The organism is Halorubrum trueperi (assembly GCF_042662525.1).
In the GTDB taxonomy this organism is placed as follows: Archaea; Halobacteriota; Halobacteria; order Halobacteriales; family Haloferacaceae; genus Halorubrum; species Halorubrum trueperi.
The window spans coordinates 51,558-71,683 of sequence record NZ_JBHSXI010000012.1 but is presented as its reverse complement, the minus strand read 5'-3'; the positions used below and the strand labels follow the sequence as shown (position 1 = coordinate 71,683).

Genomic DNA, 20,126 nt, shown 5'->3' with positions numbered 1-20,126 from the left:
GCCCAGATCGCGTCGATAGCGTGCGGAACCCATTTGCCTCGGCGGCGCGTACCCCGTCCCATGACGTTTCAGCCCGAATCCGAGGCCGACTCCGACGAGATCGAGAGCCGGGTCGAGGAGGCGATCGCCGACAACGACGTGGTCCTGTTCATGAAGGGGAACCGCCTGATGCCCCAGTGCGGCTACTCGAAGCGCGCCGTCGAACTCATCGGCCAGCACGTCGAGGAGTTCGAGACGATCGACGTGCTGCCGGCGCTCCCGCACTACCGAGAGGCGCTCGAATCGCGGAGCGGGTGGGAGACGATCCCGCAGACGTTCGTCGACGGCGAGTTCGTCGGCGGGAGCGACGTGCTCGCTGAGCTCGACGAGCGCGGCGAACTGGCGAGCGAACTCGACGCCGAATGATCGACCGGCCTACCGCCGAGTGATCGACCGGCCTACCGCCGAGTGATCGACCGGCCTACCGCCGAGTGATCGACCGGCCTACCGCCGAGTGATCGACCGGCCTACCGCCGAGTGATCGGCCCCTCAACGACGAGTGATCGGCCCCCAACACAGAGTGACCGGTCGTCTCGATTCCGTCGCGGGTGTTCGGCGACCTCGATCCTCGTCGGTCGAAGGGCAGGCCCTATAAACCTACGGTGCCTAGATGCGGTACGTGCAGGCGACGCCGCTGCCGCCGTGCCGTTCGGTCCGACCCATCTCATCCAATCAACAATGACAGGCCGCGTGTTCCGACTTCATTCGACGCTCGAACTGCCCCTCGAAGACGTGGAGACGTACTTCGAAGAAGATCCCGACCTCCCCCCGGAGATCGACGACATCGACATCACGCGTCGAAACAACACCCTCATCATCAAGGCCCTGTCCGACGACGAGAGCATCAGCAAGTACACGCCGACCGCCCAGCTGAAGGCGTCCGTCACGGAGACCCGCGTGTGGGAGGAAGAGCCCCCGCGCGCCGGCGGGCCGCAGTGGATGGACGACGAGGAGGAGGAGATCCCCTCTGAGCTCGTCGAGTTCGCCTGCTTCAAGGGCGACCGCGAGACCGTCCTCCAGAACTCGGCGCTCCAGTACCCGATGTTCCTCGTGCTCCGCGAGCTGGCGATGCTCTCGGAGAAGGGGACGCTGACCGCGATCACCGAGGAGAACGACAAACTGGAGGCGACCCGCATCGTCGAGGGCGAAGCCCGCCCCGCGAGCATCGAGGTCGTCGAGAGCCCGCAGGGAGCGGGCGACGGCGATGGCGGCGTCAACTGGCGGGACAACGAGTTTATTTCGGACTGATCCGCGCGCGTCTCGACATCCCACGATCGGTTCATCCCGCGATCGGTTCGGTTCCGAATCGTGGCGAGAGCCGGTCTTACAGACGACCGCCGGCGACGCGGTATGTATACAAACGCGAGCGGCTGCCACGCTCTCGCTCGAACCGGTACACCGGTTCGAACGGACCGAACCTATTCGGGGATCGACGCCGAACCTCCATCCGATGAAGGTGGGGCTCATCTCAGACGTCCATGCGAACCTTTCGGCGCTCGAAGCGGTCCTGAACGACATGCCCGCCGTCGACCGGATTGTCTGTGCCGGCGACGTGATCGGGTACAACCCGTGGCCGGGCGAATGCGTCGAGCGCGTGCGAGATGTCGCGAGCGCGACCGTCCGTGGCAACCACGATCGCATGGTCGAGACTCCGGAGCGCTACCGAGCCAACCGAATGGCCGAGGCCGGACTCGAACACGCAAAGGCATCGCTGTCCGATGACCAACTCGGGTGGCTTCGAAGGCTCCCTCGGTCCGCCGAAATCGCGGGCGGTCGGTACCTCCTCGTTCACTCGCATCCGGCACCCGAGCGCGAGGACGCGTACGTTCGTCCGGAGGAGTTCTCGACGCTCGACCGGTACATGGACGAGTACGACGGGATCGTCCTCGGGCACACACACGTGCAGGGCGCTCGATCGGTCGGCGACGGAGAGGTCGTCAATCCCGGGAGCGTCGGTCAGCCGCGCGACGGCGACCCCGACGCCGCCTACGCCGTGCTCGACACCGCGACCGGCGCGGTTGATCTCCGACGCGTCGGGTACGACGTCGACCGCGTTCGCGAGGCCATCACCGACGCCGGGCTCCCCGAGCGAACGGCGACGCGGCTTTATAAGGGAGAGTGACGGAATCGACGCGAGCGTTACCGCGACCGCGATTCCGACTTCGACGGGTCTGTTAAAATCCGCTTCTCCAGACGCATTTTCGTTCGAAGCAGCAGAACGCGTGAAACCAAGAGAGTGACGATCGCTTATCAATGATCGAGGCGGTCGGCGTCGCCGACGGCTCCGCCGCCGGCTTCAAGCGAGAGAAAAGCGCTCGCTTGCAACCGAACGTGGTCCGGTGACTAGGTTGGGGAGGTATGAGGTGCTGGGCGGTGTGGTCGGGTGGGACCCAAATCCCCAGCAATTGTTTATAAGCAATCCGCTGGAGGCGACGCGGCGGATCAGTCGTGTCGCGCGTCGTCGAGCGTCCCCTCGGTTATGGTGTTCGGGAGGAGTTCGCCGAGCGTGTACTCGCTCGTCTCGCCGTCGCCCTCGTCGCAGACGACGATCAGGTCGTCGGCCGCGAACTCCGAGAGGGTCTGTCGACACATTCCGCAGGGGGTGACGCCGTCTCGGACGCCGGACGTAACCGCGATTCGGTCGAACTCGCGATGACCGTTCTTAACCGCCTCCGCGACGGCGACTTCCTCGGCGTGGAGGCTGTTGGAGTAGTTCGCGTTCTCGATGTTACAGCCGGTGTAGACGGTGCCGTCCGCGGTCCGGAGCGCAGCGCCGACGCGGTACTCGGAGTACGGGACGTGAGCGCCGTCGAGCGCGTTGCGCGCGGCCTCGATCAGGTCCATATGGGATCGTTGGCCGGCGGGGCGATAAGCGGTCGGGTCGCGATCAAGAGCGAGCCGAAAGCGCCCCGTCGACCCCCATCGATCTCACCGACCCCATCGATCTCACCGACCCCATCGACCCTATCGACCGGTGTCGTACTTGTACGTCGCCGAGTCTGGATCGATCCCGAAGTCCTCCGGCGACTCGGTCGCGTCGGTCTCACCGCCGTCTGCGGGCTCGGCCTTTTTGAACGCCTCCCGAAAGCGATCGGGCATCGTGAAGTCGTCGGCGGAGAGCTGCAGACCGACGACGCCGCCGCCGAGGAACTCCCGCTTCTCGTCGAGTCGGTCGGAGAGGGCTACCGGGAGGTCGTCGGTGTCGACCTCGTCGAAGCCGAACTGCGTCAGGTACTCGGGTTGGTCGGTGAGGACGTACACCGTCTCGAAGCCGTCGGCGGCCGCGGTGTCGACGAGCCGCTCGACCACGTGCGCGCCGACGCCGCGACCGCGCCACTCGGGGAGCACGCCGATCCCGGTGAGCTCGATCCGGTTCTCCGCTTCCTCGTCGCCGCGATGCAGGCGGAGCCGACCGAACCCCGCCCTGTCTCCCGACTCCTGATCGACCGCGATCACGTAGTCCCGTGACCGGAAGGCGACGTCGTCAAGCCCCAGCCGCTCGATCGCGTCCAGTAACCACGCCTCGTCACGGTTCTTGGCGTCGCGGACGTACATGTGATGCATGTACGCGGGGCGACGTAAAAACCGTTCCCCGCGGGGCGTCGGTGCAGCCGCGATCATTCCCCGACGGCCGGACCCGGTCGCGATCATTTCCGGCGATCGGTTCCAGGTCGCGATCGTTTCCGGCGATCGGTTTCAGATCGCGATCAGATCCCCTGTCCCATTAGGTGGCTACGCAACACGTCCGGCGTCTTCAGTCCGGCGTCGCTGTTGATCAGGACGACCGTCTCGTCTCCGTCGAAGAACCCGTCCTCCGCGAGTGCCCACGCGCCCGCCGGAGCCGCACCCCCGGTGACTCCCATCTCCATCACCTCGTTTTGCGCGACGGCGACAGCGCTCGCGAGGATGTCCTCGTCCTCGACGCCGACCGCGGTTCCGCCGCTCCCATGAACCGCCTCGATCGCGGGTGCGCCGCCCGCGGGGTCGGCGATCTCCAGCTCACCGCAGATCGTGTCGGGCGTCGACCACGGCTCCGGTTCGTCGAGCCCGCGCTCGATCGCGGCGACGAACGGCGCACAGCCCGCAGCCTGCGCCGCGACGAGCCGCGGTACCGCGTCGATCGCGCCGACCTGCTCCAGCTCCGAGAATCCCTTATAAACTCCAGCGATTACCTCGCCGGAACCGGTCGGCACGACGACGACGTCGGGGGCTCCGTCGAGGTCAACGACCAGCTCGAACGCGAGGGTCTTGACGCCGTCGTGGCGGTACGGCGTCGCGAACTCGGCCAGATCCGTGTAGTCGGTTTCCAGTTGCTCGTCGACGGCGGCGGCCGCGTCGGGGAACCGCCCGCCGACCACGCGCATGTCGCCGCCGTGGACGTTCGTCATCGCCTTGTTCGAGAACGCGCAGCGCGAGGGGACGAACGCGTACGATCGCAGGTCGGCCCGACCCGCGTACGCCGCCATCGACTGTCCAGCGTTGCCCGGGCTCGCGCAGGCGAGCGGCTCGACGTCTGCGCCCGCCGCAGCCCGGCCCGCGACCGCGGTGAGCGCGACCGAGAGCCCGCGGTCGAACACGGTGCCCGTCGGGTTGCGTCCCTCGTCCTTGACGTAGACGGCGTCGACGTCGAGTTCGTCGGCGAGCCGCTCGGTCGGGACGAGCGGCGTCGCGCCTTCGCCAGCCGAGAGGGCCTCTTCAGCGGGGAACGGGAGCAGCGCGTCGAAGCGCCAGTGGCCGCGACCCGTCCCGGCGGGGCCTCCTTCCGAGGGTCCCAGTACCGCCTCGGGATCGACCGAGTCGTAGTCGTAGACGGGGTCGAGTCCCCGCGCCTGCTCCTCGTCCGGAACGGTCGTCGGATCGGCCGTCTCGTGGACGCGACCCGACGCGCGGCTCTCCAGCCCGCGGAAGGCCAGCGTCGTCTCGGTCGGCTCCGTCGAATCCATACGCGCCGTTTCGTCGGAGGCGACTAATCGCTTCCTTCTCGACGGCGGTTACTCCGGAGTGAATCGGATCGCCGCCGTTCGCTCGGCCCGTTCCCGCCGACCGCGGACCGCCGCCACCGAGGAGACCACGCCGTCCGCGTCCGTTTCGAGCGCCGCAGCCGTCGCGTCGGCGTCCATGTCAAACCAGCCGAACAACACGACGATTCGGGCCTCGCGTGGCGTGAAGAGCGTCTCCTCGACGAGGTCGGCGGCGAGAACGCCGACGTCGACGCGATCGAACCCGTTCCCGAACCGCCGGTAGAGGTCACGGTCGAGTTCGGAGAGGAGGACTCGGCCGTCCCCCTCGTCGATCGGCACGTCCGACCGTTCGAGAAAGTCCGTGGGAAACGTCCCGAACCGGGGCTCCTCGTCGCCGTCGACGTAGCCGAACGTCTGCCGTGGGCGGTCGATCGGGGTCGCTATCGCGCCGTAGTACAGCCACCGTTCGCGGGGGTCGCTCATGGGAACCCCGACCCGGCACACGAAGCGGTGCACGGTCCACCGCGCGATCCGTCGCGCGGTTCGGATCCGGCGTCCCCCTGGGTGAGCCGTGGTACGCGGGCCATATCGTGCGAATTGGTGTGAATCAGATTGTAAACCTGACTCTCTAAATATTCGATTTGAGAACCTGACGCGGCGCTGATTCTTGCGATCGACCCGTTGCCGCTTATAAGCGTCCCGGCCGAAGGAATGTGTATGGACGGAAACGCCACCGTCGTCGGCGGCGGGCTCGCGGGACTCGTCGCGGCGACCCGACTCGCCGAGGCGGGCGCGACCGTGACGCTGTACGAGCGACGCCCCGAGGTCGGCGGGCGCGTGCGGACGGAGACGGTCGACGGCTTTACCCTCGACCGAGGCTTCCAGGTGCTGTTCGAGGGCTACCCGGCGGTCGCGGCAGAACTCGACGCCGACGCCCTCGACCTCCGCCGGTTCGCCCCCGGGGCGACGATCTGCCGGCCGGGATCGCGGTCGGTGCTCTCGGACCCCTTCCGCGACCCCCGCACCGCGATCTCCTCGCTCGGGAACGACGAGGTCTCCCTCTCGGACAAGCTCCGAACGCTGGCGCTCCGCTATGATCTCTCGAAGCGCGACGAGGCCGACTTCTTCGCCGGTCGCGACGCCTCGATCCGAGAGTACCTCCGCGACTGGGGGTTCGCCGACGACTACCTGGCGAACTTCGTCGAGCCCTTCTACGGCGGGATCACCCTCGATCGGTCGCTGTCGACCTCGAAGCACGTCTTCGAGTACACGTTCCGCGCGATGAGCCGCGGCGCGATCGGCGTCCCCGCCGACGGGATGGCAGCGCTTCCCGAGGCGCTCGCGGCCCGCGCCCGCGAGGCCGGCGTGGCGATCGAAACGGGCGAGGACGTCGAGTCGGTTCGAACCGGGGGGCAGGGTCGGATTCCGTTCCGGACGGGACGGGCGGACGCCGAGGGGGCGACCGTCGAGCTCGCAGACGGATCGACCCGCGAGACCGACGCCGTCGTCGTGGCGGCCACGCCGCCCGAGGCCAGACGACTGACCGGCGTCGAGTCGATCCCGAGCGAGGTGGTCCCGAACGTGACGGGGTGGTACACGCTCCCCGAGGACGAGACCGTCGAGACCGGAAAGCGGATCCTGCTCAACGCCGCCGCCGACTCCCCGAACGCGGTGTTTCCGATCTCGGAGGTCGCGCCCGAGTACGCGCCCGACGATCGCGCGCTCCTCGCGGCCACGTTCCTTGGCGAGGACCCGCTGGACCGGCCCGCAGTTGCGCTCCGCGACGACGTCCGTGACGCCCTCGGCGCGTGGTTCCCCGACCGCGACTTCGCGAACCTGGAGACGATCGACGTTCACCGGATCCGGTTCGCACAGTTCTCCCAACCGCCGGGCGTGCACGCCGACCTCCCCGACCCCGACGACCCCGAGGGGCCGGTCGTCCTCGCCGGCGACTACACCGAGTGGTCGTCGATTCAGGGGGCGCTGGAAAGTGGACGGAACGCGGCGCAGGCGGCGGGCCGGTATCTCTGAACGACTCCTCAGGTCAACCTACTCTCCGCGCAGGAACGCCTCCTTCCCGTGCTCGTCGACCGCCGCGAGCAGTTCGTCCCGCTGGCGACGGATCTCGGGTGGGAGTTCCGCGTACGCGTGGTCGAACATGTCGGTCGGATCTGCTTCGGCCGACTCCGCGAAGTCGATCGCGTCGGCGACGACCTCGTCGGCCTCGTCCCGGATCGCCTCGACGCCCTCGTCGTCGATCCGGCCGGTCTCGCGGAGGAACGCCTCCATCCGATCGAGCGGATCGAGCGCGCGCCACGGGTCCACGTCGTCGGGGTCGCGGTATGCGGTCGGATCGTCCGCGGTCGTGTGCGCACCGAACCGGTACTCGACGAACTCGATCAGGGTGGGACGCGAGACGTCGCCCTCCGAACCGTCCGCGCTCCCCCGGGCGCGCTCGGCCGCTTCCCGGGTGATCGCGTAGCTCGCGAGGGGGTCCATCCCGTCGACGCGGACGCCGTCGAAGCCGTAGGCGGCCGCCTTCTCGGCGAAGGTCGCGCTCGCGGTTTGGGCAGACTCGGGGATCGAGATCGCCCACCCGTTGGCGTGACAGCAGAAGAGCGTGGGCGTGTCGAAGACGCCGGCGAAGTTCATCGCCTCGTGGAAGTCTCCCTCGCTGGTCGCGCCGCCGCCGAAGTGCGCGGCGACGACCCGGTCCTCGCTCCGGTAGTCGAACGCCCAGGCCGCTCCGACCGCGTGCGGGAGGTGGGCAGCGATCCCGATGTTCAGCGGGAAGACGTTGCCCTCGGCTATCGCCTCGGTCCCGGACTCGTGGCCCATCCAGTAGGGGAGGTACTCGGAGAGCAGGTCGCGGGCGACGATCGCGCCGTGCTCGCGGTACTGGTAGCTGATCAGATCCCGGTCCGCGAGCGCGTGCGTCGACCCAACCGCGGAGGCTTCCTGCCCCGCGCAGGGGGCGTACGTCCCGATTCGACCCTGTCGCTGGAGGCTGACCGCGCGCTCATCGAACCGTCGAGTGGTCACCAGAGCCCGGTAGATCGCGCGGAACCGGTCGTCCGACAGGTCCGGAACGGTCGCGTCCGGCAGCGGGCGTCCGTCGGGGCCGAGCACGCGGAAGACGTCCTCGTCGGCGAGCGGATCGACGCCGTGTTCGTCCATGGATCACGGTGTGCGCTACGGTCACAAGGAGTTAGCGGTCGACTGACGGAGCTTCTCGAACCGCAACGGATCGCCAGCGGTCTATTTCCCCTTCGACGGCGTTTATCGAACGGGTGACTACCGCATGAGCCAATACGTCGATGGGTATGTGCTGCCGGTCCCGAACGACAAGATCGATGAGTACCGGGAGATGGCGGCGGAGGCCGGAAAGAGCTGGATTGCGCACGGCGCGCTTCAGTACTTCGAGTGTCTCGGAGATGACCTCGAACCGGACATGGGTGACGTGGAGATGGAAACGTTCCCCGATCTCGTGGCCGCGGATCAGGATGAGACGGTGATATTCGCCTTCATCGTCTACGAGTCCCGAAAGCGCCGTGACGAGGTCAACGCTGCCGTGATGGAGGAGATGGAGTCGATGGAGGGAGCGGACGAGATCGAGATGCCGTTCGACGTGGCCCGGATGGCCTATGGCGGCTTCGAGGCCCTCGTCGAATACCGAGAAGACCCGTCAGACGAAGAACCGCTCGGAACGAGCAGTTAGGGTAGGTATCAATCCCATCGTTGACAGTGATGGACGCATTGCCATGTATTTGATTCGAATGAAACCCCCTTCTTCAGACATATTCTCACGTGAAACAGCCGGTCGCTGAGCGGAATCGCCTGATCGATTTCGGGAGTGGGGATCTCATTGCGGTGGAGTGGGCATTTATAAGTGAACGAGTGGTGTTGCTATCGGCTATTTATATATCGTTACTAGCGAGGTGAATTGCTGTGGTTCTGCCGTTGATTGTTTATAGGTGATTATTGTTACTGGCGCGGTGAACATCTACAAAGCCCCAGCTGCGAGGCGGGCGCACGCTCGCTGTGCTCCTCACTCGGTCGCTTGCGCTCCCTCGTTGCGGTGTCACCGGCGCGGAGCGCCGGCGTCATGAGGGACCGGAGGTCCCTCTCTGCTTGTGTCGCCTGCGCCCGCCTCACGGCTGCCCCTTTGAATCCCACCCGCACCGCAACCGCCCCGCACCTCACGCCTCCCCAGCCTCGCCGCTTCGCACCTTTATAAGGCGCTCGCGGCGTCCAGCGAGAATCGGAGATTCTCTGGCAGCCGGACGTAGTCCGGCGACCTCGCGGGCTCCTCGCGCCCTGCGGCGCTCAGAGGCACGCCACCGCCTCGATCATTTATAAATAGTCGTTGCCGTTGCCTTCGCCCCTTTAAATACCACGTCGCTGGCGGCGGTCTGCAATACCCACTCCCGTACTCAATCACGAGCATTGTTCAGCGGCCGGCTATGTCGAACGGCTTAGGTCTGAAGAGACGCCTTTCAACAGGATCAGATTTCAGTCACACTTCTTCGGGCGCTCGTTCCGCCAACACCGGTATCTCGCTCGATCGTTCGGCGTCCAGCGCGTTCCAGTCGATCCCGTCGGGGCGGGCGTAGGGCGTCTCGGTTCGGATCGTCCGCTCGGGGGTCGCGATCAGATCGAGCGGTACGTCGTGGTCGTCGGGAGCCGGGAGCGTCTCGCCCGCGTCAACCGCGGTGACGACTGCTGACGTCGGGCCGTCGAGGACCGACAGCTCGTGGACCGTGGTCGCGACGGTCGTCTCCCCGTCGACCGCGCCGAGCTCGCTGAGGACGCCCCACTCCAGGTCGCTGTACCCCTCTCCCTTCCCGATTCGAGCGCCGTCCGTCGTGACGCCCACGGATCCCGAGACCACGAGATCGACGCGGGAAACGTCCTCCGGCGCGACCGGCGTCCCGTGCGTCGAGATTCCCGAGACGGTGGTCGCGTCGTTTACGGTCGGCCCGTCGTCCACGGCGTCGGCGGAATCGGCGTCGGCGGAATCGGCGTCAACGAAATCGTCGGGATCGAGCCGGAGGAACGGGTTCGGGTCCCGGAGCCGCGGCTGCGCGACGTAGACGGTCTTTCCCGCGCGGAGCGCGGCGCGTCGCACGGGGAGCTGCGGCGCGTCGGGGTTGCACTTGAGCGTCGACGCCGCCGCCCACTCGTCCGTGTCCGTCAGCCGCTCGCACGCCGCGTCCGCGCCCGCGAAGTTCGGGATCCGATCGTGTGGCGGGAACGGAAACCGCGCCGCTCCGCTCTCGTCGAAGGCGTTCCAGACGGCCTCGCGGACGGCCTGTTTGTCCATACGGGAGGGTGATCTCGACCGGTGTTAAGCGTCGGGATCGGTAAAATGTATCGACGAGTTTATGTATCAGATCCGTGTTGATTACAAGTATGCTCGAAGACGGACTCTCGTACCCTGTTCGCGGTGACTGGGTCGGTCGAATACTCATCGGCGGCGTGTTGGGGTTCCTGTCGATACTCGTGCTGCCGGCGTTCGCCATTTTCGGCTATCTCGTTCGCGTGCTCGAACGGACCGTCGCCGGCGACGACGTGCCGCCGGAGTTCGACGACTGGGGTGACCTCCTCGTAAAAGGGATCGTCGCGACCGTGATCGGGTTCGCGTACGCCATCGTGCCGCTCATCGCGTACGGGATACTCGTCACGGTCGTCTTCGGTACCGGTGCCGGAATCGGGGGCGACGTGGGGGCGCTCATCGGCGTCGTCGGGGTCCTGCTGGCGTTGTTGTTCCTGCCGGTGTTGTTCCTGATCTACTACGCCGTCCCCGCCGCGCTGACGGCGTACGCCGCCCGCGGCGAGATGAGCGCCGCGTTCGACGTCGGACTGTTGAAGCCCACGCTGCTCAGCACGGAGTACCTCCTCGCGGTGCTGACGCCGTTCGTGGTCGCCGTCATCGTGTTCGTCGTGACGCTCGTGCTCACCGCGACCGTCATCGGCGGAGTGCTCGTTCCGTTCGTCCAGTTCTACGGACAGGTCGCCATCTTCCGGATGTTCGGCTCCGCGTTCGCGAGCGTGAACGACACCATCGAGACGGGAGCGGCCGGCGGCGATGTTGGTGGAGTCGGCGACGAGGTCGCGTACTGAGGCGATTCAACGAACCGGCTGTCGGCGCGACTGCCGGCGCACCTTACGACGCGCCTTTTAAACCGCTGAGTCGCCCACTGTCCGGTATGTTCGAAGACCGGCCGGATCGCGACGCCGAGGTCGTCCTCGTGGGACGCTCGAACGTCGGCAAGTCCACGCTGATGCGCGAGCTGACGGGCCACGACTTCTCGACCGGGGGCAAGCCCGGGGTCACCCGCCAGCCCAATCACTACGACTGGACCAGCGAGGACTTCATGTTCACGGACCTGCCCGGCTTCGGATTCATGTCCGGCGTCGAGGAGGAGCACCGCGAGGCGATCAAGACGAACATCGTGCGCTACCTGGAGGACAACGCCGACTCGATTCTGGCGGGCGTCGTCGTGATGGACGGGAAGGCCGCCGTCGACATTATCGACCGGCACGCCGAGCGCGGCAACGTCCCGCACGACGTGGAGATGTACGGGTTCCTGGAGGACGTCGGCGTCGAACCGATCGTCGCCGTGAACAAGACCGACAAGATCAACGACCTCGACGAGCGGCTCGACGAGATCTGCGACCGACTCGGCCTGTTCCCTCCGTGGCAGCAGTGGTCCGACCGGATCGCTCCCATCTCCGCGAAGCGCGGCGAAATCGAGCCGCTGGCGGAGTGCCTCCGGACGCGGTTCCACGAGCACAACCGCGACGATCTGTTGAAGTTCGTCGTTTGAGACCGCCGATCGGATCGTGTGAATGCACGCCGCACATTGCGAATCTCGAAGCGACAGACCGGGCCGATCGGCACGGACGTGAACAGCCTCGTCGACGGTCGAGCCGAGGGATTCAAGAGACTGCCGGTCCCCTTCTCCGACGATGCGTCAGGACCACCTCATCACCGCGACGCAGCTCTCGCGGGATGACATCGAGGCGGTGCTCGACCGGGCCCGGGCGGTCGCCGACGACCCCGCCGCCTACGCGGACCGGCACGCCGGGAGCGTGCTCGCGCTCTGCTTTTTCGAGCCGAGCACGCGCACCCGGATGAGCTTCGACAGCGCGGCCAAACGCCTCGGCATCGACACCATCGACATGGGCGACGTCGACTCCTCGTCGGTCTCGAAGGGGGAGTCGCTCTCCGACACCGTCCGCGTCATCGAGGGCTACGCGGACGCGCTCGTCCTCCGCCACCCGAGCGAGGGCGCGGCGACGCTGGCCGCCGAGAACGTCTCCGTCCCCGTCGTCAACGCGGGCGACGGGGCCGGGCAGCACCCGTCTCAGACGCTCCTCGATCTGCACACGATCCGCGAGAACCACGGGCTCGACGACCTCACCGTCGGTATCATGGGCGACCTCAAGTACGGGCGCACGGTTCACTCGCTCGCGTCGGCGCTCACGAACTTCGACGCCAATCAGCACTTCATCAGTCCGGAGTCCCTGCGGCTCCCGCGCTCGGTGCGGTTCGACCTCCACGAGACGGGCGCTCAGGTTCGCGAGCACACCGATCTGGAGGGCGTGTTGCCGAAACTGGACGTGCTGTACGTCACCCGCATCCAGAAGGAGCGGTTCCCCGACGAGAACGAGTACCACCGCGTCGCCGGCGAGTACCAGATCGACGCGGATACCCTCGCGGACGCGCCCGACGACCTCTCCGTGATGCACCCCCTCCCCCGCGTCGACGAGATCGCGCCCGACGTCGACGACACCGACCACGCCCGCTACTTCGAACAGGCGCACAACGGGATTCCGGTTCGCATGGCCCTGCTCGACACCCTCCTCGAAAACGCCGAGGCGGCCGAAGGGATGGAGGTGGACCGATGAGCGACCACGAACTGCGAGTCTCGAAGATCCGCAACGGCACCGTCATCGACCACGTCGAGGGCGGACAGGCGCTCAACGTGCTCGCGATCTTGGGCATCGACGGCTCCGAGGGTCTCGGCGTCTCCGTGGGGATGAACGTCCCCTCGGACCGACTCGGCCGGAAGGACATCGTGAAGGTGGAGGACCGCGAACTCTCGCAGTCGGAGGTCGACGTCCTCTCGCTTATCGCCCCCGAAGCGTCCATCAACATCATCCGCGAGTTCGAGGTCGTCGAGAAGAACCGCGTCACCCGGCCCGACAGCGTGACCGGCGTGCTCTCGTGTCCGAACCGCAACTGCATCACGAACGCCGGTGAGCCCGTCGAGACGCGATTCGACGTCGTCGCCGACGGCGTCCGCTGTGACTACTGCTCGACCATCCTGCGCGCTGATATCGCCGACCACATCGACGTCTAGACCGATCAACGTCGATGTCGTGATCTCCGCGTCGATATCGTGGCCTCCCCGTCGATATCGTGGCCTCTACGTTGATATCGTGGTCTCCCCGTCGACGGGGCGGTCGGTCGGTTCGTTCTCGGAAGGCGACACTTCCGGTAGATTTTAGCGGCCGCCGCCCGTTGGTTCACATATGAGCAAGAAACTCAAGCTTGTCCTCGTCCTGTCGTTGGTTGCGCTAGCGTACTTCCTGTTCGCCGGCGACAAGGAGCCGGTCGAAGTCTGACACGTCGGCGCTCCTCCCGCCGACCGAACCGAGACGGCAGGCGATCCCCTCCGCGGGCGGATGCCCGCCGTTTTTATCCGGCACGCTCCTAGCGTCGGGTATGTACGGGGTCGTCACGCGCAACGCCGACGAGGTCGAGATGGAGCCGTTCGATCTCGGCTTCTACGAGGTCAAAGACGTCACGGGCCGGGCCGCCGCGCCGCTCCCGAACGCCGTGAACATGGTGTCGTGTTTCGGCGACAACGCCGCGGCCGCCGAGAACCCCGACCTCGTCCCCGTCGACGAGCGCGGCGAGCCGGCGACCCGCGACCGCGACTACTTCGATTGGGCGTACATCTGCCCGACCCACCCGGAGTACCGCGAGGGGCTCCTGGAGATCGTCGCGGACTGCGCCGCCGAGAACGACGACGTGCGCCTCGACGACGTGGGGTTCCCGCGCGAGGGATTCTGTCGTTGCGACCGCTGCGATCGGCTGTTCGCCGGGAGCGACCGCGAGGATCGGGGAGACTGGCGCGCCGACGTGATCACCGAATTCGTCGCCGAGGCCGCGGAGCGGGTCTCCGGGCGGGTGCTGCTCACGCTGTACCCCGACCCCTATCCGGGCCACTTGCGCGCGCGAGCTGGGCTCGACCTCAACCGGCTCGCCGCGCACGTCGACGAGTTCGTCGTCCCGCTGTACGACACCGAGTACGCCACCACCTACTGGCTCGAAACTATCGCTCGCGGATTCCGTTCGCGGCTCGGCGGCGACTACGACGTCCACGGCGCACCACCGGAGACGCCGTTCTCGCTGGAGTTGTACGCGGTCGACGTCGGCGTCGACGAACTGATCCACGCCACGGAGGTCGCGGAGCGGTACGCGAAGGACGTGTTCTTCGGGTACGACGCCAACAACGCGGCCGCAGCGCTCCGGCGGAAGGACGCGGCCGGCCGCGACGGCGAGACGCACCGGCCGGAGTGAGTCGGTAGCGATCCATCGACGGAGGTCGCGCGCCTAGTCGACGCCCGCGTGAACGAGGGTTTATACGTCGAGCCGGCCGAGACACACTTGACCGGCCGCCGGTGTGCGACACACCGATTGTCCCGCGTTCGCGTGGGGCAGTCGCCTTTCAACGTCCGCACCGTAGCGGCGGTCGTTCTACAGCCCCTAGCCGTCGGTTCGATCGTTCGGAGACGGAGACTCGGTCGTTCGGAGTTGTCGGCTCGGTCGTTCGAAGACGGAGACTCGGCGGCGTTCTCCGAGAGTGCTCCCTCCCGATCAGTGAACCGTCCGGTCGTCGCTCGTGTCGATGTCCTCGATCGGGTCGGCGTTGCCGAACTCCGGCCCCGGTCCGTCGCCCGGCGTCGCCCACTCGACCGCGTTGCGGAGGATACGCCGGACGTCGTCGTTGTAGTAGACGGGGTACGCCTCGTGGCCCGGCCGGAAGTAGAACACCTTACCGGTGCCGCGACGGTAACAGCAGCCGGACCGGAACACCTCGCCGCCCGGGAACCAAGAGTTGAACACGAGCGTGTCGGGGGCGGGCACGTCGAAGCGCTCGCCGTACATCTCCGCCTCCTCGATTTCGACGTACTCCCCGAGACCGTCGGCGATCGGATGCCCCGGCTCGACGACCCAGAGCCGCTCGGTCTCGGCGGCCTCGCGCCACTTCAGCGAGCAGTTGGTCCCCATGAGTCGCTTGAAGATCTTCGAGTAGTGGCCTGAGTGGAGGACGACGAGACCCATTCCGTCGAGCACGCGCTCACGAACGCGCTCGACGACCACATCGCGGACCTCGTCGTGGGCGGCGTGACCCCACCACGTGAGCACGTCGGTTTCGTCCAGGACCGCCTCGGTGAGCCCGTGATCCGGTCCTTCGTCGAGGGTCGCGGTGCCGACGTCGTGGCCGCCCTCCTCCAGGGCCCCCGCGATCTCCGCGTGGATACCGTTCGGATACAGGTCGGCGACGACGTCGCGCTCCCGCTCGTGACGGTACTCGTTCCAAACGGTGACACGTGCCATACGTACACTCGATCCCGAATCGACTTGTAGGATCGTATCCGGGTCGTTGGGTTGGAGGACCGAATCCCGGCCGTCGCATTGGGGGTAGGCCTGCCGCTGCGGTCGCGGGTCACCGACGGAAACGTTCAATTTGGCTGGCGATCTATTCGATGTATGGACGCGACATACACCGAACTGACGGCGTCGGTCGGCCGAATCGAGGTGACGGGCCCCCGCCCCTGAAGTCGTCGGCATCGACATCAGCGGCCGGCACGAGGAGGACGGCGGGTACCTGATGGTCGCGGCCGCGGTCCACGCCCGGATCGACTCGACCCGGATTCGGTCCGTCGAGGGGATAGGGTTCGGCGTCGCGCACGAGGGGCCAACGCTCGACGCGACCCTCGGCGTCACGGCGGCCGCGATCGGCACCCTCCCGGAACCGCCGAACGGACCGATCGTCGCGGAGCACGGCGAGTTCTACGAGGTGCCCGCGGAGCGGGTGGGCCTGAGCTTCCAACCCGAGTTTAAATACGTCGAGAGCATAGGTGAACGCGAAACTGTGCAGGCAGCACACCACGCCGCGTACGCCGCCCGAGACCTCCTCCTATGAGCGGAGGCGCTGAGGAGACGACCGGCGACTCCGACGGAGAGAATCAACGGCACCGGAAGGACGGATCGCCGCCGACTGGCGATGTCGACGGTGCTGAATCGACCGGCGTTATCGACGGGGTCGGATCGATGACCGACGACATCGAAGGGGTCGGATCGACGACCGACGACGTCGACGGGGCGGCGTCAACGGCTCGCAGGGCGATCGTCGCGAAGCGAGTCGACGCCGGAACCGCCGACCTGACCGAAATCTCCAAGCTCGCTGCCGCCGCGGGCTACGAGGTCGTCGGCGGGCTCTCCCAGACCCGCACCGAGGACGCGGCGTTCATGTTCGGCGAGGGGAAGGTGGCGGAGCTTCGTGACCTGGTCCGCCGGACGGACGCCGACGCGGTGATCGTCGACAACGACGTCGGTCCGTACCAGACGTTCAACATCGGCGGGAAGCTCCCCGAGGGCGTCGAGGTGATCGACCGGTTCACGCTCATCCTGGAGATCTTCGGTCAGCGCGCGAACACCAGAAAGGCACAGCTGCAGGTCGAGCTCGCGGAGCTCCGATACGAGCTCCCGCGCGCGGAGGCGAAGGCGAGTCTCGCGAAGCGCGACGAGCGCCCGGGATTCATGGGCCTCGGCGAGTACGACGAGAGCGTCGAGCGCGACATCAAACGCCAGATCTCCGAAATCCGCGACGAGCTCGACTCTATCGCGTCGAAGGAGGAGGCCCGTCGCGAGCAGCGCCGCGACTCCGGGTTCGACCTTGTGGCCCTCGCGGGCTACACCAACGCCGGAAAGTCTACGCTGATGCGGCGGCTCGCGGCCGAAATCGACGTGGACGAGAACGCCGACCGCCACCCCGACCTCGACACGACGGCGGAGTCACAGGACATGCTGTTTACCACCCTCGGCACGACGACCCGACGGGCCGAGATGAAAAAGCGGGACGTCCTCCTGACGGACACCGTGGGGTTCATCTCGGACCTCCCGCACTGGCTGGTGGAGTCGTTCGAGTCGACTCTCGACTCAGTGTACCGCGCGGATCTCGTGCTGCTCGTCGTCGACGCCAGCGAGTCGGTCGAGGCGATGCGCGAGAAGCTCGTTACGAGCCACGACACCCTCTACGAGCGCAACGAAGCGCCGATCGTCACCGTGTTCAACAAGGTCGACCAGTTGGCCCCCGGAGAGCTGGCGGACAAGCGCGCCGCTCTTTCGGGCGTCGCGCCGGACCCCGTCGCCGTCTCGGCGAAGACGGGCGCGGGCGTCGCTGAGCTCCGCGATCGCGTCGAGGACGAACTCCCCGACTGGGAACGCGAGCGGCTCGTCCTCCCCGTCTCGGACGATGCGATGAGTCTCGTCTCGTGGATCCACGACCACGGCCACGTCGACGACGAGGCGTACGCGAACGACCAGGTCACCGTCGACTTCCAGGCCAAGCCGTCGATCGTGGCCCGCGCGCGGTCGAAGGCGGCCGCACTCGCGCCCGCTGAGTCGACGTAGCGTTCGTCCCCTACCGCGGAGTCGACGTGGCGCTCGTCCGTACCACGAATCGACCCCTCTCATCGACCGGGGCTTCGGACAAAGTATACATTCCTTCGATTTCGAACGGGTATCATGGATGACGCCGGAGTCGACGGCCGGCGGTCGGTCGGGAGGGACGACGGGATCGCGAGCGGCGACGACGCCGTCGATCCGCCGGCCGCGTTCCGCGACCGGGCCGTCGCGAACGACGTGGGAGTGTACGAGGCCTTCGAGACCGAGGGTCCGGACGCGTGGCGGCGCGCCGCGGACCTCCTCGACTGGGTGAGCGACTACGATCGGGTGCTCGACGACGGGGATCCGCCCTTTTACGAGTGGTTCACGGGCGGAACGCTCAACGCCGCGGCAAACTGCGTGGACCGACACCTCGACGAGCGGCGGAATCAGCTCGCGATCCGGTGGTTCGGCAAGCGCGGCGAGCGCCGGTCGTACACGTACCTCGACCTCCACCGCGAGGTGAACGCGCTCGCGGCCGGGCTCCGGGACCTCGGGGTCGAGGAGGACGACGTGGTCACGCTGTACCTTCCGATGGTACCGGAGCTTCCGATCGCGATGCTGGCGTGCGCGCGCATCGGTGCACCGCACAACGTGGTCTTCGCGGGGCTCTCCGCGGAGGCCCTTGCGACCCGAATCGACGCCGCCGACTCCGAGTACCTGATCACCTGCGACGGCTACTACCGGCGGGAGGACGCCTTCAACCAGAAATCGAAGGCGGATAACGCCCGACTGCGGATCGACGGCGATCTGGACGCGACGGTCGTCGTCGACCGCCTCGGCGACGCTCTCGACGTGACGCTCGGCGGCGACGAACACGGGTACGAGGCGATCGTCGACGCGCACGACGGGGCGACGGTCGAGCCGGTCGCTCGCAATGCCACCGACCTGCTGTTCGTGATGTACACCTCCGGAACGACCGGCCGCCCGAAGGGCGTCGAGCACGCTACCGGCGGCTACCTCGCGCACGTCGCGTGGACCACCCGAAACGTCCTCGACGTTCGCCCCGACGACACCTACTGGTGTGCGGCGGACATCGGCTGGATCACGGGCCACTCCTACGGCGTGTACGGCCCCCTCGCGACGGGGACGACGACGGTCCTGTACGAGGGATCTCCGGACTACCCCGACCGAGACCGCGTCTGGGACCTCATCGAGCGTAACGCCGTTAGCATCTTTTACACCTCGCCGACCGCGATCCGATCGTTCATGAAGTGGGGTGCGGAGTACCCGGACAGCCACGACCTCTCCTCCCTGCGGTTGTTGGGGACCGTCGGCGAGTCGATCACGCCGAAGGCGTGGCGGTGGTACCGCGAGCACGTCGGCGGCGGCGACGCGCCCATCGTCGACACGTGGTGGCAGACCGAGACCGGTGCCATCGCCCTCGCGACGCTGCCCGGAGTCTCTCCGATGAAGCCGGGGAAGGTTGGCCCCCCGCTGCCCGGGATCGACGCGCGGGTCGTCGACGAGGACGGCGAGCCCGTCGATCCAGGCGAGCCGGGATTCCTCACGATAGCGTCGCCGTGGCCCGGCATGTTGCGGGGGCTCCGCGAGGGGGACGAGCGCTATCGACGGGAGTACTGGCTGGAGGCCGAGGACGGTTGGCGGTACCGCACCGGCGACGGTGCGACCGTCGACGAAGACGGGTACGTAACCATTCTCGGTCGCGTCGACGACGTGATCAACGTCCGCGCGCACCGGTTCAACACCGGCAAGCTCGAGTCCGTCATCGTCGGTGCCGACGGGGTGACCGAGGCCGCGGTCGTCGGAGACGACGGCGGAAAGATCGTCGCGTACGTGACGACGCGAAGCGGGATCGAACCCGACGCCGCCCTCCGCGAGACCATCGGTGAGCGATTGGCGGCGTCCGTCGGGGACGTGGCGCGGCCCGACCGGATCGTGTTCACCCCCGAGCTTCCGAAAACCCGGTCGGGAAAGATCATGCGTCGTCTGCTGGAGGACATCGCTCGCGGAGACGAGTTCGGCGACATCAGCGCCCTGCGAAATCCGGAAGTCGTCGGCGAAATCGAATCGGCCGTCCGAAATGGATAACTAAAATAGGTTTCGAACAGTAAATTATGTAATTACATTCGTTTTTTTAACGGCGGCGGTCGTTCGGTTCGTATGGGCAGATTGATCTCGCGCACCGCGATCCACGCTCGAAAGCGCGCCGTGGCGAAGACGGTTTGCTACCGGGCCGTGATGGTCGCGATAACCGTCGCCGTCGCCTGGGCGGTCGTCGGTGACGTCGGGGACGCGGTGAACATCGGTCTCGTCACGAACGTCGTGAAGACGGCGACCTATTACGGATACGAGCGGATCTGGGACCACATTCACTGGGGAAGTTCGCCGGCGACGTGAGACCGTCGTGAGGTCGA

At 67.0% G+C, this 20,126-nt stretch carries 21 protein-coding genes; 14 read left to right on the top strand and 7 right to left on the bottom strand.

Annotated features, from left to right (window positions below; all coding sequences use genetic code 11):
- Positions 1–60 precede the first annotated feature (60 nt).
- From ACFQEY_RS10860 to ACFQEY_RS10850, 3 genes are all read left to right on the top strand, one after another.
- On the top strand, positions 61–405 hold the full coding sequence (locus ACFQEY_RS10860) for a glutaredoxin family protein (protein WP_379768393.1): 345 nt from the start codon (positions 61–63) through the stop codon (positions 403–405).
- A gap of 312 nt (positions 406–717) precedes the next feature.
- Positions 718–1,287 (top strand): DUF7110 family protein, encoded by a 570-nt coding sequence (locus ACFQEY_RS10855; RefSeq protein WP_379768391.1) that lies wholly within the window; start codon positions 718–720, stop codon positions 1,285–1,287.
- 202 nt (positions 1,288–1,489) lie between these two features.
- Complete coding sequence (locus ACFQEY_RS10850) at positions 1,490–2,161, top strand: metallophosphoesterase family protein (protein ID WP_379768389.1); 672 nt, start codon at positions 1,490–1,492, stop codon at positions 2,159–2,161.
- Positions 2,162–2,481: 320 nt separating this feature from the next.
- Here ACFQEY_RS10850 and cdd read toward each other — a convergent pair whose 3' ends face one another.
- From cdd to ACFQEY_RS10830, 4 genes are all read right to left on the bottom strand, one after another.
- Positions 2,482–2,883, bottom strand: coding sequence for a cytidine deaminase (cdd, locus tag ACFQEY_RS10845; RefSeq protein ID WP_379768387.1), 402 nt, complete (start codon positions 2,881–2,883; stop codon positions 2,482–2,484).
- A 120-nt stretch (positions 2,884–3,003) separates the two neighbouring features.
- Positions 3,004–3,594, bottom strand: coding sequence for a GNAT family N-acetyltransferase (locus ACFQEY_RS10840; protein WP_379768385.1), 591 nt, complete (start codon positions 3,592–3,594; stop codon positions 3,004–3,006).
- Positions 3,595–3,746: 152 nt separating this feature from the next.
- Positions 3,747–4,982, bottom strand: a complete 1,236-nt coding sequence (locus tag ACFQEY_RS10835) for a pyridoxal-phosphate dependent enzyme (RefSeq protein ID WP_379768383.1) — start codon at positions 4,980–4,982, stop codon at positions 3,747–3,749.
- Between the two features lie 48 nt (positions 4,983–5,030).
- Complete coding sequence (locus tag ACFQEY_RS10830; RefSeq protein WP_379768381.1) at positions 5,031–5,483, bottom strand: hypothetical protein; 453 nt, start codon at positions 5,481–5,483, stop codon at positions 5,031–5,033.
- A gap of 234 nt (positions 5,484–5,717) precedes the next feature.
- On the opposite strand from ACFQEY_RS10830, the gene ACFQEY_RS10825 reads away from it, so the two are divergent.
- On the top strand, positions 5,718–7,031 hold the full coding sequence (locus ACFQEY_RS10825; protein WP_379768379.1) for an NAD(P)/FAD-dependent oxidoreductase: 1,314 nt from the start codon (positions 5,718–5,720) through the stop codon (positions 7,029–7,031).
- An 18-nt stretch (positions 7,032–7,049) separates the two neighbouring features.
- Here the strand turns inward: ACFQEY_RS10825 and ACFQEY_RS10820 are convergent, their stop codons facing one another.
- The gene (locus ACFQEY_RS10820) at positions 7,050–8,177 is read right to left on the bottom strand and encodes a thiamine pyrophosphate-dependent dehydrogenase E1 component subunit alpha (protein WP_379768377.1); all 1,128 of its coding nucleotides are present in this window, start codon (positions 8,175–8,177) and stop codon (positions 7,050–7,052) included.
- 124 nt (positions 8,178–8,301) lie between these two features.
- On the opposite strand from ACFQEY_RS10820, the gene ACFQEY_RS10815 reads away from it, so the two are divergent.
- Positions 8,302–8,718, top strand: a complete 417-nt coding sequence (locus ACFQEY_RS10815) for a DUF1428 domain-containing protein (RefSeq protein WP_379768375.1) — start codon at positions 8,302–8,304, stop codon at positions 8,716–8,718.
- A gap of 798 nt (positions 8,719–9,516) precedes the next feature.
- On the opposite strand, the gene ACFQEY_RS10810 is transcribed toward ACFQEY_RS10815, so the two are convergent.
- A complete protein-coding gene (locus ACFQEY_RS10810) occupies positions 9,517–10,323 on the bottom strand; it encodes a 5-formyltetrahydrofolate cyclo-ligase (RefSeq protein WP_379768373.1) in 807 nt (268 codons plus the stop codon).
- Between the two features lie 89 nt (positions 10,324–10,412).
- On the opposite strand from ACFQEY_RS10810, the gene ACFQEY_RS10805 reads away from it, so the two are divergent.
- The 5 genes from ACFQEY_RS10805 to ACFQEY_RS10785 all read left to right on the top strand — a co-directional run bounded on the left by ACFQEY_RS10805 (position 10,413) and on the right by ACFQEY_RS10785 (position 14,595).
- A complete protein-coding gene (locus ACFQEY_RS10805) occupies positions 10,413–11,123 on the top strand; it encodes a DUF4013 domain-containing protein (protein ID WP_379768371.1) in 711 nt (236 codons plus the stop codon).
- Between the two features lie 86 nt (positions 11,124–11,209).
- Positions 11,210–11,830 (top strand): GTP-binding protein EngB, encoded by a 621-nt coding sequence (engB, locus tag ACFQEY_RS10800; protein ID WP_379768369.1) that lies wholly within the window; start codon positions 11,210–11,212, stop codon positions 11,828–11,830.
- Positions 11,831–11,972: 142 nt separating this feature from the next.
- Positions 11,973–12,914 carry an aspartate carbamoyltransferase gene (gene pyrB / locus ACFQEY_RS10795; protein WP_379768367.1) on the top strand — a complete coding sequence of 314 codons (942 nt, stop codon included), beginning with the start codon at positions 11,973–11,975 and terminating at the stop codon, positions 12,912–12,914.
- Positions 12,911–13,369: an aspartate carbamoyltransferase regulatory subunit gene (gene pyrI, locus ACFQEY_RS10790; RefSeq protein WP_379768365.1), complete on the top strand. Its 459-nt coding sequence runs from the start codon at positions 12,911–12,913 to the stop codon at positions 13,367–13,369. Before pyrB ends, pyrI begins: the two co-directional genes overlap by 4 nt.
- Positions 13,370–13,734: 365 nt before the next feature.
- Complete coding sequence (locus ACFQEY_RS10785; RefSeq protein ID WP_379768363.1) at positions 13,735–14,595, top strand: glycoside hydrolase family protein; 861 nt, start codon at positions 13,735–13,737, stop codon at positions 14,593–14,595.
- Positions 14,596–14,892: 297 nt separating this feature from the next.
- Here the strand turns inward: ACFQEY_RS10785 and ACFQEY_RS10780 are convergent, their stop codons facing one another.
- Positions 14,893–15,636 (bottom strand): ThuA domain-containing protein, encoded by a 744-nt coding sequence (locus tag ACFQEY_RS10780; protein WP_379768361.1) that lies wholly within the window; start codon positions 15,634–15,636, stop codon positions 14,893–14,895.
- Positions 15,637–15,868: 232 nt separating this feature from the next.
- Here ACFQEY_RS10780 and ACFQEY_RS10775 point away from each other — a divergent pair, with 232 nt between their 5' ends.
- The 4 genes from ACFQEY_RS10775 to ACFQEY_RS10760 all read left to right on the top strand — a co-directional run bounded on the left by ACFQEY_RS10775 (position 15,869) and on the right by ACFQEY_RS10760 (position 20,109).
- Positions 15,869–16,225 (top strand): DUF2209 family protein, encoded by a 357-nt coding sequence (locus ACFQEY_RS10775; protein ID WP_379769254.1) that lies wholly within the window; start codon positions 15,869–15,871, stop codon positions 16,223–16,225.
- A gap of 128 nt (positions 16,226–16,353) precedes the next feature.
- Positions 16,354–17,715 (top strand): GTPase HflX, encoded by a 1,362-nt coding sequence (hflX, locus tag ACFQEY_RS10770; protein ID WP_379769252.1) that lies wholly within the window; start codon positions 16,354–16,356, stop codon positions 17,713–17,715.
- Between the two features lie 114 nt (positions 17,716–17,829).
- Positions 17,830–19,800 (top strand): acetate--CoA ligase, encoded by a 1,971-nt coding sequence (acs, locus tag ACFQEY_RS10765; protein WP_379768359.1) that lies wholly within the window; start codon positions 17,830–17,832, stop codon positions 19,798–19,800.
- 72 nt (positions 19,801–19,872) lie between these two features.
- Positions 19,873–20,109 (top strand): DUF2061 domain-containing protein, encoded by a 237-nt coding sequence (locus ACFQEY_RS10760; protein ID WP_379768357.1) that lies wholly within the window; start codon positions 19,873–19,875, stop codon positions 20,107–20,109.
- Positions 20,110–20,126 lie beyond the last annotated feature (17 nt).